Source organism: Paenibacillus macerans (assembly GCF_900454495.1).
Classification (GTDB): Bacteria; Bacillota; Bacilli; order Paenibacillales; family Paenibacillaceae; genus Fontibacillus; species Fontibacillus macerans.
In genome coordinates this window covers 1,583,177-1,597,031 of the sequence record NZ_UGSI01000002.1, presented here as the reverse complement: position 1 = coordinate 1,597,031, position 13,855 = coordinate 1,583,177, and the positions used below count along the sequence as shown (strand labels likewise).

General features: G+C 57.1%; 9 protein-coding genes. 2 read left to right on the top strand and 7 right to left on the bottom strand.

The window, feature by feature from the left end; all coding sequences use genetic code 11:
* Positions 1 to 329 precede the first annotated feature (329 nt).
* The gene (locus DYE26_RS30385) at positions 330 to 1,115 is read right to left on the bottom strand and encodes an AraC family transcriptional regulator (protein WP_036620314.1); all 786 of its coding nucleotides are present in this window, start codon (positions 1,113 to 1,115) and stop codon (positions 330 to 332) included.
* Between the two features lie 59 nt (positions 1,116 to 1,174).
* On the bottom strand, positions 1,175 to 2,884 hold the full coding sequence (locus DYE26_RS30380; protein WP_036620312.1) for an aminotransferase-like domain-containing protein: 1,710 nt from the start codon (positions 2,882 to 2,884) through the stop codon (positions 1,175 to 1,177).
* A gap of 396 nt (positions 2,885 to 3,280) precedes the next feature.
* Here DYE26_RS30380 and DYE26_RS30375 point away from each other — a divergent pair, with 396 nt between their 5' ends.
* Together DYE26_RS30375 and DYE26_RS30370 are read left to right on the top strand one after the other, a co-directional pair.
* Positions 3,281 to 3,901 carry a pyridoxamine 5'-phosphate oxidase family protein gene (locus DYE26_RS30375; RefSeq protein ID WP_036620310.1) on the top strand — a complete coding sequence of 207 codons (621 nt, stop codon included), beginning with the start codon at positions 3,281 to 3,283 and terminating at the stop codon, positions 3,899 to 3,901.
* Between the two features lie 111 nt (positions 3,902 to 4,012).
* On the top strand, positions 4,013 to 5,311 hold the full coding sequence (locus tag DYE26_RS30370; protein WP_036620301.1) for an aminotransferase class I/II-fold pyridoxal phosphate-dependent enzyme: 1,299 nt from the start codon (positions 4,013 to 4,015) through the stop codon (positions 5,309 to 5,311).
* 81 nt (positions 5,312 to 5,392) lie between these two features.
* Here DYE26_RS30370 and DYE26_RS30365 read toward each other — a convergent pair whose 3' ends face one another.
* The 5 genes from DYE26_RS30365 to DYE26_RS30345 all read right to left on the bottom strand — a co-directional run bounded on the left by DYE26_RS30365 (position 5,393) and on the right by DYE26_RS30345 (position 13,825).
* Positions 5,393 to 6,610: an ABC transporter permease gene (locus DYE26_RS30365; RefSeq protein WP_036620299.1), complete on the bottom strand. Its 1,218-nt coding sequence runs from the start codon at positions 6,608 to 6,610 to the stop codon at positions 5,393 to 5,395.
* Between the two features lie 3 nt (positions 6,611 to 6,613).
* The gene (locus tag DYE26_RS30360; RefSeq protein ID WP_036620296.1) at positions 6,614 to 7,360 is read right to left on the bottom strand and encodes an ABC transporter ATP-binding protein; all 747 of its coding nucleotides are present in this window, start codon (positions 7,358 to 7,360) and stop codon (positions 6,614 to 6,616) included.
* Positions 7,361 to 7,442: 82 nt separating this feature from the next.
* On the bottom strand, positions 7,443 to 8,966 hold the full coding sequence (locus DYE26_RS30355; protein WP_036620295.1) for a DEAD/DEAH box helicase: 1,524 nt from the start codon (positions 8,964 to 8,966) through the stop codon (positions 7,443 to 7,445).
* A gap of 523 nt (positions 8,967 to 9,489) precedes the next feature.
* Positions 9,490 to 13,047 (bottom strand): carbohydrate binding domain-containing protein, encoded by a 3,558-nt coding sequence (locus DYE26_RS35030; protein ID WP_051985303.1) that lies wholly within the window; start codon positions 13,045 to 13,047, stop codon positions 9,490 to 9,492.
* Positions 13,048 to 13,414: 367 nt separating this feature from the next.
* On the bottom strand, positions 13,415 to 13,825 hold the full coding sequence (locus DYE26_RS30345; protein WP_036620292.1) for a hypothetical protein: 411 nt from the start codon (positions 13,823 to 13,825) through the stop codon (positions 13,415 to 13,417).
* Between the last annotated feature and the right edge of the window lie 30 nt (positions 13,826 to 13,855).

Here is a 13,855-nt window from a genome sequence, read left to right as displayed (position 1 = left end):
AATAGGCTCAACTTCGGAAAATAAGACCCTAAAGTTCCTCTATTTTATGGGGACGCCATCTCCTGAGCACAAGACTAATATAGAACAAAGTGATCCATGGCCCCTGTCCGCAGATAAGCCATACTATTTCCGGATCATTCTACTAGTTCTTTTATCAGCATACCTGACTATCCTTACATCCCCCTGTCGCCAACCTTAAATTAATCTTAAGAAGGTTCGCGGACAAGAGACCGGACAAGGCCTTCAAAGCGAATGGCGGCATTATCCGGCAAAAATAGCAAAGAACCCGGCATACCTTAAAAATCCTTAAGGCAACCGGGTCGCTTTCATTATCTGATTTCCGACGGACTTTTGCCGGTATACTGCTTGAATTGGCGGCTGAAAAAGAAAATGTCCCGGTATCCGAGAGCGTCGGCCACCTCCGTGACGTTCATGCCGGCATGCAGCAGCAGGTGCTGGGCGCGGTCGATCCGCGATTTGATGATGTACGATTGAACGGACATCCCGATGATTTCCTTGAACTTGATCGAAAAATAACGCGGGGACAACCCGGCGCGCGCCGCCAGGTCCTGCACTTTGTGGGGCAAGCCAGGATGCTGGAGCACGTAGTTGGCGACCTCGTGGATCACCTCATGCAGCTGGTTGCTGACTTTTTTCTCCATCGGCACCTGGCGCTCCTCGCGCAGCAACTGAATGAGCAGCTGTTTAAGGATGAGCCGCGCCTCCTCTTCGGCGGCGTAAGCCTTTACCAGAAACAGGCGGACATAACGTGACAGCATGTATTCAAAATCGAGGGTATCTTCTAGCACGCGGTAAGGTCCCGGCACTTCGGTCACCGGTTCACTGACGTCGAAATGGATATACGTGAGGACAAGCGGACGCTGCGGATTATGCGTGGCGCTCGTATGATCCCCTTTCCGGAACAGGAAGCAGCTTCCTTTGCTGACGGGAATCGGCTGGTCGTTCAGGACAACCGTTCCTTCGCCGCTCCAAACGTAAAACAGGTCGTAATTATCCAGCGGTTTTTCCCGCTTGTGCCATTTCCAACCGGGCTCGCATACGATTTTGGCAAAAGCCGGCTTCAATATAAACGAAGACGGTGAAACGTGAAGCATGTCCTTCCCTCCCGAAAAAAAAATCCTTCAAAATGAATGTTTATTCTCTTATTATACCCTTAATTCCCGTTCACTTGAATATCTATCCACGCCGCTTTCATGCGGTTCACCCCTTCGAGCAGCGCTTCCTCGTCCAAATGGGCAAAACAAAAGCAAGCGGCCGGCTCGCCCGGGGTCAACCGGTAGATGGCGGCGTCGCGGAACAACACGCCCCGCCGGGTCGCCGCGGCCTGAAAAGCGCGGTATTCCTCCGGCGACTTCCGCCAAAGCGCGTACATCAGCAGCCCGGCGTCGGCCGGCTGGAGCCGGAACAGGCCGCCCAGTTCGCTTTCCAGCCGGGTGCGGAACACTTCCTGCTTGGCGCCGTAATAACGCCGCATCCGGCGCAGATGGCGGTCATAGCCGCCCGTTCGCATGAACCGGGCCAGCGCCCGCTGCTCCAGCCGCGCCGGGGGCGCCGGCTCGTAGAGCGCCTTGGCGCTCGCCAGCGCCCGCACCAGGCTGCGCGGGAGCACCGCATAGCCGATCCGCAGAGCGGCGAACATCGTCTTGGAGAAGGAGCCGATGTAAATGACGCGCTCCTCCTGGTCCAGCGCCTTCAGCGGCTCCAGCGGGCGGCCGCCCCAGCGGAACTCGCTGTCATAGTCGTCCTCGACGATGACCGCGTTCCGCCGCGACGCCCATTTCAGCAGCTCGCGCCGCCGGGCGTGGGAGAGCACGGCGCCGGTCGGGAACTGCCGCCCCGGCGTCACAAACAGCAGCCGCGCGTCCCAATCGCGCGGCACGATGCCGTGGCCGTCCAGCTGCGCCGGGACGGCCACGCCTCCGCAGGCGGCGACCGCCCGGGCGATCCCGTAGTAACACGGATCTTCCAGCACCGCCGGTTCGCCTTCCCCCAGCAGCAGCTGGGTCAGCAGCGTTATCGCCTGCATCGAGCCGTTGAACAGGCAGATTTGCTCCGCATCTGCCGAGATGCCCCGGCTGCGCCGCAAATGTGCGGCGATCGCCTGGCGCAGCTCCAGCTCGCCGAGCGGGTCCGCGCCAGTGCGGCCGGGATCAGCGCTCTCCCCGGCCGCGCCGCCCGGATCAGCGCGGTCCAGGCCCGCACGCTTTGTGTCGGCGCGGCTTCCGCCAGCTCCGGCCGCGCCGGACCCGCACGCCCCGTACGCTCCGTACGCCCCGCTCACGCCCGCGTCGCTGCCGCCGTCGCCGCCCGCGCCGCCGGACTTGCCGCGCGCCGCCCAGGCGAGCGCGCTTTTCCACTCGGCGGCCGGGAACAGCGCTTCCCACGGCCCGCCGTCGCGGTAAGAGATCACGCCGGCCGGCTCCGGCGAAGCCACGGCTGCGGCCGCCGCGCCCGGGAAACGGCCGTCGCCGTCGCCGTCCCCCGCCGTCCCGCCGTCAAGCCTGGCGTCCCTTTGGTTCCCGGTCCTGTCCATCACTGACACCACCCGCCGCCCCCATGGCGACAAAACAACCTGCGCCTTGCGATCCGAGGTCTCCTGCCGAGGCGCGAGCATCCCGGTAACGAACGTCCCGCTGCCCACGATCGTGCGGACGTAGCCTTCCGCGTGCAGCATATCGTAAGCCTGGGAGACGCTCCCGCGCGACAGGCCGTACATCGCCGCCAGCTCGCGGGTGGCCGGCAGCCGCGTTCCTTCCGCAAGCGTCCCGTTATGAATAGCGTCACGGAGTGCATGGTACAAGGCTAAATATTTATAGCGGTATTTATCGCTGAACGACTGCAAAGCTATCGTAAAATCAGGCATCTCCAAAGTCTCCTCCCGGTCGCTTAACACTCGCCAATCCTAACGGACACCAGCGCCGCTATTTCGATGAAATCAACAGTTTTCAAAATGTAACGGACACCACAGGCCTTATTCGGCATTTCTGTGCACATATCCGGCCTTTTTCGAGCAAATAGCGACTCTCCTGTCCGTTAGAAATCAAACCGGCGTTTTTTCAGGCAAATAAGGGCGCTCATGTCCGTTGTCCTCCATACAAGTCGAAGCTGACGTCACCAACGTTCGCCTTATTTCATTCAGGAGCAGTCTACTGGTTCCCTTACGCTTAAATTGGCCTACTAATTTAAATGTAAATTGGTTCTTTTTTTATGTCAATTTGCGGCGTATGCTGAATATCAAAACAAACAGGGAGCGAACCATATGCGCAGAAAAGAATTTACGATGCAGGATGAAACGGAAGTCCAAGAGTTTTTGCGGGAGATGAGCTACGGCTTTCTCGGCACCGTCGGCGAAGACGGCTGGAGCCGGGTGACTCCGCTGAATTTTGTATACGACGGACGGTTCTTTTATTTTCACGGCAGTCTGGCCGGGGAAAAAATGAAGCAGCTAGCCCGCGATCCCCGGGTCAGCTTCACCGTGGCGAAGGAGTATGCGATTATTCCGTCCTATTTTACCGATCCGCTGCTGGCTTGTCCGGCTTCGGCCTTTTTCAAAAGCGTGATGGTCCGCGGAAGGGTGGAAAAGGTCGAAAACCTTCAGGAAAAAGCGGATGCGTTCACTTTGTTTATGGAAAAGCTCCAGCCCGAAGGCGGCTATAACCCGATCGATCCGGCCGACCCCAAATATGCGGGCCAACTCAAGGCGGTGGCGCTATGCCGGATCGTCCCGGAGACGATGACCGCCAAATTCAAATTCGGGCAAAATCAGAGCGAAGCGAAGTTTGACGCCGTGGTCGAAGGGCTGCGGCAGCGGGGCGGCGAACTGGACGCGGAAACGATCGAGCATATGAAAAAATACTGCCCGTTTCACCGCGAAAAATAGACCGGTGCGGCGGTTTTAGATCGTGACTCGTTCTGACCGAAATGATATAATGTTAGGCAGTTTAAGACGGTACTGCCCTAAATTATTAAACGGATCGGAAGGATGAATGTGATGAACCCACTTGCGGAGCAGTTAAACGAGAACATCAAATCGGGGAACAGCCACGTGTACGACATGCTGTCGGGGCTGGGCAAGGAAATTTATTTTCCGAAGGAAGGCATTTTGAGCCAGTCCGCCGAAGCTTCAGCCCAAGCTAAAAAATATAACGCCACGATCGGCATCGCTACGGAAAACGGGGGACCGATGCACCTCGCGGCGATCCAGGATACGTTGTCCGCTTATAAGCCGCAGGATTTGTACCCTTACGCGCCGCCGGCGGGCAAACCGGAGCTGCGCAAAGTTTGGCGGGCCAAAATGCTGCAGGAGAACCCGTCGCTTGCGGGCAAAAGCTTCGGCAATCCGATCGCGACGAACGCGCTGACCCACGGGCTCAGCATCGTCGCCGACCTGTTCGCGGACGAGGGCGACGCGGTTATTTTTCCGGATAAAAACTGGGAGAACTACGAGCTGACTTTCGGCATCCGCCGTCATGCCCGGATCGTCAACTTCCCCTTGTTTACCGATGAGATGACGTTTAACAGCGCCGGCTTGAAAGAAGCCCTGCTCGCCCAAAAGGACAAGGGTAAAGCGGTCGTCATCCTGAACTTCCCGAACAACCCGACCGGATATACGCCGGGCGCAAAGGAAGGCGGGGAGATTGTGGACGCGATTCAGGCCGCCGCGGAAGCCGGGATTAACGTGGTCGTCGTCACCGATGACGCTTATTTCGGCTTGTTCTTCGAGGACTCGCTTACGGAATCGCTGTTCGGCAAGCTGGCCGGCCTGCATCCGCGGATTTTGCCGGTGAAGATCGACGGGGCGACCAAAGAGGAATATGTGTGGGGCTTCCGCGTCGGGTTCATCACATTCGCGGCGGACGACGAAGCGCTGCTCGCCGCCCTGGAGCAAAAGGCGCTCGGCATCATCCGCGCCACCATTTCCAGCGGGCCGCATCCGTCGCAGACATTCGTGCTGAAGGCGCTGCAGTCGCCGGAGTTCGAAGCGCAGAAGGCGGAGAAATTCAAGACGATGAAAGGCCGCGCCAACAAGGTCAAAGCGTTGCTGGACAGCGGCAAGTACGGGGACGTTTGGGAATATTACCCGTTTAACTCCGGCTATTTCATGTGCCTGAAGCTGAAGACCGTTTCGGCGGAGGCGCTGCGCCAGCATTTGATTCACCAATACGGCGTCGGCACGATCGCGCTCGGCGGAACCGACCTGCGCATTGCGTTTTCCTGCATCGCCGAGGAAAATCTGGAGGAACTGTTTGATTTGATCTACCAAGGCGTTCAGGACCTGCAATCGAAATAGTCATTTTTACGTTTAGATCATCTTATGAATCATGGCCCGTATTCCTGCTCGGCAGGAGTGCGGGCCATTTTGCTTCAAACTTTATTCGTCCAGCTCTTCTTCCCGCCATTTGCGGGACCAAACGCTGCGGAGCGCCCAAGCAAACGCCAGGCCGGCGGCGAGGCTGCCGAACTTAAGCGCCGCTTCTCCCCCGGGAGTCAGGATCATCGGCAGCCAAAGCAGCACGGCCAGCGCGAACAGCAGGCGCGAGGTGATGCGCAGTGCGGCAGCCTTTCTGGCCCCGGGCGGGAGCGGATAAAAGGAAGCCGCCGGGGAATCGCGGTGCGCATGGCGCAGGGAAGCCAGCTGGGTTCCCGTCAGAAATACGAACAGCAGGTACAAAACCGTGCCCAGCCAGGTCCGCCCGTTCCAGCCGACAAGCAAGAGGCCGAGCAGCGTCAGCCGGATCAACATGCCCAGCAGCTCGCTGCGGACGAAGGTTTTGATCAGCAGGTAGCGGTAAGCGGCCGCAGGCGTCCAGGGCGTGCGGTTGCCGGCCGCGGACAACCAGCGGCGCCGGATTACCTTTTGCCCTTCCGCCGGAACGTCCACGAACCAGCCGAGCAGCAGCAGCACCTTGGCTTCGTTCGATTTTTCCGCCGCGATCAGGTTGTCCCAGGGCACGGCATGCTTCAGCGGAAAACGCAGCACGAGCACATAGTTCAGGCCGACGAGCAGCGTAAACAACGCGCTTTTCCAGGCGGGCTGCCACAGCCAAGCCGCGACCATCAGCAGGATGAAGCACCAGCGCAGCAGGCGGTAGCCCGTTCGGGCCCGCGCCGTCGTAATGCGCAGCTCCTGCCATGCGCCATAAGCGCTTAGCGCTTTAAGCAGCAGCAGGATGAGCATCATCAGCCACAGCGGCTGTACGATTGCGGAGCTCCGTATGTAAAGCGGCCAAACGAGCAGCAGCACGATATACAACCCGATCAGCTTATAAATAATACCGCTGCGAAAGGCGGGGGACAAATATTCCTTCATCCGCGTCTCCTGCGGCAGCAGGAAAATTACGTCCGCCGGCTCAACATAGGTCCGGAACCCGGAATAAGCCGTCAGCGGGCCAAGCAAAAGCAGCATGATCCAGGAAACCGGCAGACCGGGGGGAAGATTTTGCAAAAAAGCCGTATACCAGGCGGAAAAAGCAATGATCAGCAGGAGCAGCAGCACGGCGACACCGCTTTGGAACACATAAGGCAAATACGGGAGCACCTTGCCCCAAAACGCCGCTTTGCGCCGGCTCCGCAGCGCTCGAAGTTCCATAGGCTACGCTCCGTCCTTCACTAAAGCGTAAAAAATCGATTCCAGCGCGGCTCCCGGCATTTGGGCCTGCTCCCCGATTTCGGCCAGCGTTCCTTGCGCGATCACCTTCCCGCGATGCAAAACGATAAAACGGTCGCAATAATTCTCGATGGTCGACAGGATGTGCGAGCTCAGCAAAATCGACGACCCGCTCTCCTTCATCTCCAGCATGAAGTCGAGCAGCGAGCGGATTCCCAGCGGGTCCAGCCCGAGAAAAGGCTCATCGATGATATACAGCGGCGGCCGGGCGACGAAGGCACACATAATCATCACCTTCTGCTTCATGCCTTTGGAGAGATGCATCGACAGGCTGTCCGCCTTCTCCTCCATGCGGAACAGCTTCAGCAGCCGTTCCGCCCTGTCTTGGTAATCCTCGGGGCCGACCCCGTAAGCCCTGGCGGTGAATTCCAGGTGCTCCCTCACGGTCAATTCTTCATACAGCAGCGGGGATTCCGGCACAAACGCAAGCGAGGACTGGTATGCTTCCGGCGCCTCTTCCCGCGTCTTTCCGGTGACGTAAATGCCGCCCCGGTGCGGCGCCATCAGCCCGAGAATATGTTTCATCGTCGTGCTTTTGCCGGCTCCGTTCAGGCCGATCAGCCCCACCATTTCGCCCGGCCCCACCTCAAAGCTGACGTCATGGAGCACCGGACGGCCCAGGCTGTATCCCCCGCTTAGCTCCTCGACTTGCAGTACGGGCATTTCACTCAATTCAGAACTCCTCCCAACAAAGAAACGCGGAGCTTGGATAAGCTCACTGCGCTATCTTACTCATCGGTTCATAAAATTCGCTTTAACCGTGCGGCTTTTTGTTTTTCAGCCACCGCGGCGCGCCTTTGTTCTTACGGTCCTCCTGGCGCTCTTTCTTCCGCTCGCCCGCCGGATTCATCTTGCGCGCTCCCCCGCCGGCCGACCCGCCCAAAGCGGGGGCTGCGGCCTTGCGCCCGGATACGGGCAGGCTGCCGAAGCCGGATTTCCCCGCTGACGAACGCTCCGCGCTTCCGCGATCGTCTCGTTCCGGCAGCGCCCGCCCGGCGGTTTTGCCCCTGCGCCCTCCTTCGGCGGGATAGCGGGCGCCGGACGCAGCGCCGGGCCCTTCCGCCGCGTGGCGGCGGACAGCGCTCACCCCCGCCTTTTTGCCCGCGGACGGATGGCGGCGTCTCCCGGCCGGCGGCTGCTCCTCCAGCCCCAGCACTTCGCCCTGATACAGCGTCTTCGGCTCGATTTCAATGCCCAGCTCGCGGGAAAACTTGCGCATGATGAACTCTTCCTGCGGCGAGACGATCGAGACGGCCAGGCCGCGCTTGCCCATCCGCCCCGTGCGTCCGGCGCGGTGCACATAATGTTCGGCGTCGATCGGCGGGTCCAGATTCACGACCAGGGCGAGATCCTCGATGTCCAGACCCCTGGCGGCTACGTCACTGGCCACAAGCAGGCGGATTTTGCCTTCGCGGAATCGCCTCAGCGTAAGGCTGCGCGCCGCTTTGTCGGCATCGCCGTACAAAGCGCCGGCGCTAAGGCCGACGTAGTTCATTTTGCCTTCCACTTCGGCGATCTGGTCGGTGTGGTTGATGAACACGATCGCCCGGGCCGGATCGAAATGCCTGACGATCCGACGCAGCGTGTCGATTTTGTCGCGCGGTTCGCAGACGAAATAAATATGCTCCAGGCTTTTGGATGTCCGCTGTTCCGGTTCGATTCCGATTTCCACCGGGTTGTTCATCTCTTTGGCCGCCAGGGCCCGGATGTCCGGGGTGATCGTCGCGGACAGGAACATCAGCTGCCGGTCGCGCAGGGTCGCGCGCAAAATATGTTCCACATCGGCGGCGCCCCCGAGCTTGAACATTTGGTCGGCTTCGTCCACAACCACGGTTTTAAGCGCGTGCAGCTTCAGTTTGCGAAGGGCCAGGATCTCCCGGATCCGCCCTGGCGTTCCGACCACTAGCTGGGGATGCTGCTTCAGCCGCTCCAGCTGTCTTTTCACGGAGGCTCCGCCGATCAGCGCCTGGGACAAAATCCCGAGCGCTTCCCCGTATTTCTCCGCCTCCCGCAAAATCTGCATGGCCAGTTCCTGCGTTGGCGCAAGGATCAGGGCCTGCAGCGTTTTTGCCCCCGGATCGCTGGACTGCAGGATCGGCAGCAAATAAGCCAGCGTTTTGCCGGTGCCCGTCTGCGACTGCGCAAGCACATCGCGTCCTTCCAGCGCCGCGGGAATGCATTCCGCCTGTACCGGCGATGGTTCCGTAATGCCGTAGTCCATCAGCTTCGCGGACAACAGTTCTCCGATTCCAAGCCCGGCAAACGTCGTATTTGTCATATCCATTCATCCTTTTTCATTTATCGTTAACCACTCTTGATCATTGCTTAGAATGTTAATATTTTCATTATATGCGATATGCGGCGGTCACAACAAATAAATAACGTATGAAAAACGTCGATCGCGGTGCATTTCAGGTGGACAGAGCGCGTTAGGCGGCGGTTTTTCTTTCGATATAAGGATGCTGGTGCTCCGGGATTATGTGAAATCTGAAATTTCGTGGAATCGGACATTGTGAGTGAACCCGCCATTGTGTAAAATCCCGGTTCCACCAAACCAGGGATTATGCCAAATCCGGGTCTGCGTCCTAAGCTAATTTCTATGAAATGCAAAAGTGCAGGCGAATTTTGTCAAAACCTCCCGAAATGGTAGTGCATTTCATTCGCATGAAAATGGTGATTTACGAAAAATGAAATGCACTTTTGCATTTGATTCAGCTAATTCGCCCCCGCCATTCCAAGAAAACCCCTTCGCCATGATCGGCTCATGGCAAAGGGGCATTTTTCACTCGGTCTTCGGTTGTCTAGGCGGACAAACGGCTTACCCATGGGTCGCCGACATGAATTACGCCAGCATGGAGTACACCGCCGGGCTTGGCATCACTTAAGATTGACAATGTTTCCGGCCCCGCTTCAAAAGCGGGCGGCTCGGGAACGACCGGCGCCGGCTCGATTTCGGACGCTGGCTCCGAATCCGGTAAAATATCCGGAGGCGGTGATTCCGGCCCGGTCTGATTTTGATTGGGCTCCAAGCCGGCGGAACCCACCGCTTCCTCGGCAGACGCAGGGACGGTCGGCGCACCCTCCCGTATATTGCCATAGCTGCTGAAAGTCCATGTCCCTATCTCAAAAAAGTAATTTTTACCGTTATTGCTGTCCCAGTGCCCGCTGCCATTGCTAAAGCAAGCTTCCAGCCTTTGCGCCGTTCCGATGTCAACCGTCAGCTTGCTATAGCCCGCTGCTTCGGACGATTCCATTCGCACGCCCGGTACGGCTGTCCATTCGCCGCCTTCCGGACGGTAGTGCATGTACGGCGTGTTGAAGCCTTCCTTATAGTAAACGGTCACTTGATTGCCAGCACTCGGGTTTGGCGCGCCCGCGGTTATCTTGCCATTCCCGGAATACGTCCAGGTGCCTACCCCGAAGAAGTAGTTCCGCTGATTGTTGCTGTCCCACTGATTATTGCCGTTGTTGAAGGCGGCCTCCAGCCTTTGCGCCGTTCCGATATCGACCGTCAGCTTGCTGTAGCCCGCTGCTTCGGACGATTCCATTCGTACGCCCGGTACGGCTGTCCATTCGCCGCCTTCCGGGCGATAGTGCATGTACGGCGTATTGAAGCCGCGCTTGTAATATACAGTGACCTGATTGCCGCCGGTTCCCGCCGGTTCGGTCGTTACTTCCAGCGGATCGCTTGGCGCGGATACATTGCCCGCGGCATCACGCGCCTTGACAGAATAAACGTAAGCGGTTTCAGACGAGAGGGCCGTATCCGTATACGCGGTTGCCTCCGTGCTTCCGATTTTCTCTGTTCCCCGGAAAATATCATAGGCGGTCACACCGACATTATCGGTTGCAGCGGTCCAGGCGAGGCTTACCGTCCGATCCGTTACCGCGATCGCGCGGAGGCCGGTCGGAGCCGTCGGCGCTTCCGTATCCCCCTGACCGTCCGGATTCGAATCATGCCACCGTCCATCATACCAGCCGTCTGCGGCCAACGGGAAGCCGGGTTGGTTCTGTCCTGGATTTTGTCGTCCTTTGTCATCCCTGAATATAACCGTAGCGCCATCCACGCCATTAATCGTATAGGAATACCAGTCTCCCGTCCCCCTCGTCATGACCGGAGCTTCCGCCCAAGCAGGCTCGGCCACCTTAGGCGAAGTTTCATAGAAATAGAGGCGAGGCGTTCCCCAGTCAGCGGGCTTTTTGAAATGAACGCTCAACCCGGCATGCGGATCCTTTTTCGTAAAAATATACTGCTGTGTGGAAACACCATCTTCATTTACGGCATGCATTCTCAAGGTTAGCTTATCGTTGAACTCCATATTTTCGCCAATTGCGATCTCCGTCTCGTCGGTGAAGGCGATCCCTCCCTGCGGATCGCTGCCGTCCAGCGTGTATTTTCCGCTGTCCGCCTTCCTCACTTGCAGCTTAATCGTGAGCGTGTCCGTCTTAAAGTTTCCTCCCGCAGGATCGGCGAACAACAGCGGCAGCGGGGACTCCCCGATCTGTTCGATTAGGATCAGTCCGTTGGCTCCTGCCGTGAAAGTCGCTGTACCGCCGCTGACGACCGCCTCGTTTCCGGTGTAAGCGTCTCGAACGAGCGTTCCGTCCGGGAACACGGGCGATACGTTGACCGCAGTAGAACCGGAGGCGTTCATAGCCACGACAACCTTGTCCTCGATCCCGTTCTTGGCGTACGTCCGGCTGAACGTATACGGGCTGTCGGCGATTTTGACGTGCCGGCCCGCTCCGACCGCAATATGTTTGTTCCGGAATTGGCCGACTTTTTGCCAATGGGACAATACGTTCTGGTTGATATTGTCCCAATTCATCGCTGAACGCGTCCCCTGCTGCGGGTCGGAGCCGGTCTCCCCAAAAGGTCTGGCGGTTTCGTCGCCATAGAAAATTTGCACGCCGCCCGGCAGCAGAAGCAGCGCCGTTCCGGCCTGGGTCAGCCGTCCCCGGTCATACAGCCGGGTGTCGTGCGAAGAAATGTAGCTGAGCACGTTGAAGTTCGGATTTGCATTTAACTTTGCGGCGTAATCGGCATAGATGCTCTCGAGGGAATTGATGTTGGAATCCTGGAAGCTGAAGTTGATGACCGAATCGAATCCGTAGTTGAAATACTCGCTTTTGCCGACGCCGTGTCCCCAGACTTCCCCGGTCATCCAGAAATCTTCGGTCCAAGCCGCGCCCGGTTTGTCAGGATTGTTCTGCCTCCATCTGTGCAAAGCCGCGCTGGCCTCGGTTTTCAGTTGCTTCCAGCGGTTTAGTTCCACATGCTTGGCCGTGTCGGCCCGAAATCCATCGATCCCGAACTCTTCAACCCAGGCGGCAAGCCATTTGACGAGGTAATCCGCCGGAGCGACGCCAAGATCTTTTCTTAAAGGTACCGCCGCCGGAACGATCCACTGCTCGTAGCCCGCCGTTTCCTTAGCCCATTTCGCTTGCAAAAGCGGAGCCAGCCCGATGTTGTTTGTCACATTCGTGCGGAAGTCCGGCAAGTTGCCGACAAGTTGCGTAAGATAGTTCGAACCACCAGGCTCATAACCGGCAATGCCGGCCCGTACCCAGGTATTCCACCATTTTGACCAGGCGGAAGCGTCGTTATAGTTAATGTAATCGTGATAGCTGTGCCAGGTTTGCCCATTGCCCGGAGCCCAGTCTGCGCCGACCGTTTTACTGCCGAAGCCGTACTCCTCCATATCCTTTAGCGTGTTGTAGCCGGGATGGTTCATCACCACGTCAAGCACAACCCGGATGCCTTGGGCATGCGCCGTGTCCACAAATTCACGCATATCCTCGATAGTCCCCATGTTGCGATCCATCATCGTGAAATCGAGGGCGTAATAGCCATGATAACCGTAATGGGCAAAATCGCCCCCATTTCCTCCGCCAACAAACCCGTGAATCTGCTCATACGGAGCCGTAATCCAGAGAGCATTGACGCCTAAGTCCGTAAAGTACCCCTCTTTCAGCTTTTGTGTAAGCCCTTTCAAATCTCCGCCACGAAAAGTTCCAATATTTTTGCCGGTCGCATCCCGGGAAGGTCTTCCGTACGAATTATTGTTGCTTGGATTCCCGTCCTTGAAGCGGTCGGTTAAGACAAAATACACGTTGGCGTTATCCCAATTGAACGTCGGGTTTTTGCCGGAATCTTCCGGAACGCCGACCGTACCCGCGCCGCCGGCAATCAGCTCCGGGTTTGCCGGATTGAAGAGGGAAGCCGGTTGTCCGGCGGATATTGTTGTTGAAGCAGCCGAATCAGCTTGTGCGGAAGGCAGCGGATGGATAAAAAAAGATGTCGCAAAAAACATGGCGGCAACGAACAGGGCCGTTATTTTCCGAACTCTCTTATTCACTGCAAGATCCTCCTTCATAATTTAGGTTCGCAAGCATCGATTTTGGCTTATCCTGATGTATTTCCACTTTGTGCAAACGTTTGAATTTCGAGCGATATTGATCCCTAGCCTCATTTAAGCGCCAAACACCTTGTGCAAACGTTTGAATTTTGGGGCGTGCTTTACTCACCTCCATAACAGAATATACAGTTCCTTAAAACAAAGTTGGTGTAAGCGTATTCAAAATCGATTAACCCTAAATATGTTTATTTATGTAAGGAACTGTAGTTAGATTGTACCAAATATTTCTTGTTTTTCAATGTTTTTTTATGCGTCTTAGATGATGTCCCGGAAAAATAGCGGTAAATTATGGCCTTATTTTGTAAATTCACCTTGTTGTTCGCCAAATAGCGGAAATTTTTGCTCCTATTTTGCAGCAATCCTTCGGAAAGTCACCTTTTCCTCTCCTTTGGCTAAGAATAGCGGTAAAAAAATCCTTTATTTTGCCCCAGCTATCTTGCTCGCCAAAAATAACGCCCTTTTTTACCGCTATGGCTGCGTCTTCGGTAGCGTCCACAGTCCGCAGCTTCCGTAACCTCCGCAACTTCTGCAGTTTCTGCAACACTTCTGCAACTTCCACAGTTTCAGCAGTTTCCGGCAGTTTCTGCAACTTCCACAGTTTCTGCGCCTTCCACGCCTTCCGTATCTTGCACAGTTTCTGCAGTTTCCGGCAATCTCCGCAGCTTCCGCGCCTTCCGCGCCACGGCAAATCATAACCGCTTAATCGGACGCTTTTCATATACACAAAAACCCGCCCTCACAGGCAGGT

Coding starts and splice junctions, on each gene's coding strand:
- DYE26_RS30375 (WP_036620310.1), top strand. CDS start 3,281: ATGCGCAGAAAAGAATTTACGATGCAGGATGAAACGGAAGTCCAAGAG.
- DYE26_RS30355 (WP_036620295.1), bottom strand. CDS start 8,966: ATGACAAATACGACGTTTGCCGGGCTTGGAATCGGAGAACTGTTGTCC.
- DYE26_RS30380 (WP_036620312.1), bottom strand. CDS start 2,884: ATGCCTGATTTTACGATAGCTTTGCAGTCGTTCAGCGATAAATACCGC.
- DYE26_RS30370 (WP_036620301.1), top strand. CDS start 4,013: ATGAACCCACTTGCGGAGCAGTTAAACGAGAACATCAAATCGGGGAAC.
- DYE26_RS30345 (WP_036620292.1), bottom strand. CDS start 13,825: ATGAAAAGCGTCCGATTAAGCGGTTATGATTTGCCGTGGCGCGGAAGG.
- DYE26_RS30365 (WP_036620299.1), bottom strand. CDS start 6,610: ATGGAACTTCGAGCGCTGCGGAGCCGGCGCAAAGCGGCGTTTTGGGGC.
- DYE26_RS30385 (WP_036620314.1), bottom strand. CDS start 1,115: ATGCTTCACGTTTCACCGTCTTCGTTTATATTGAAGCCGGCTTTTGCC.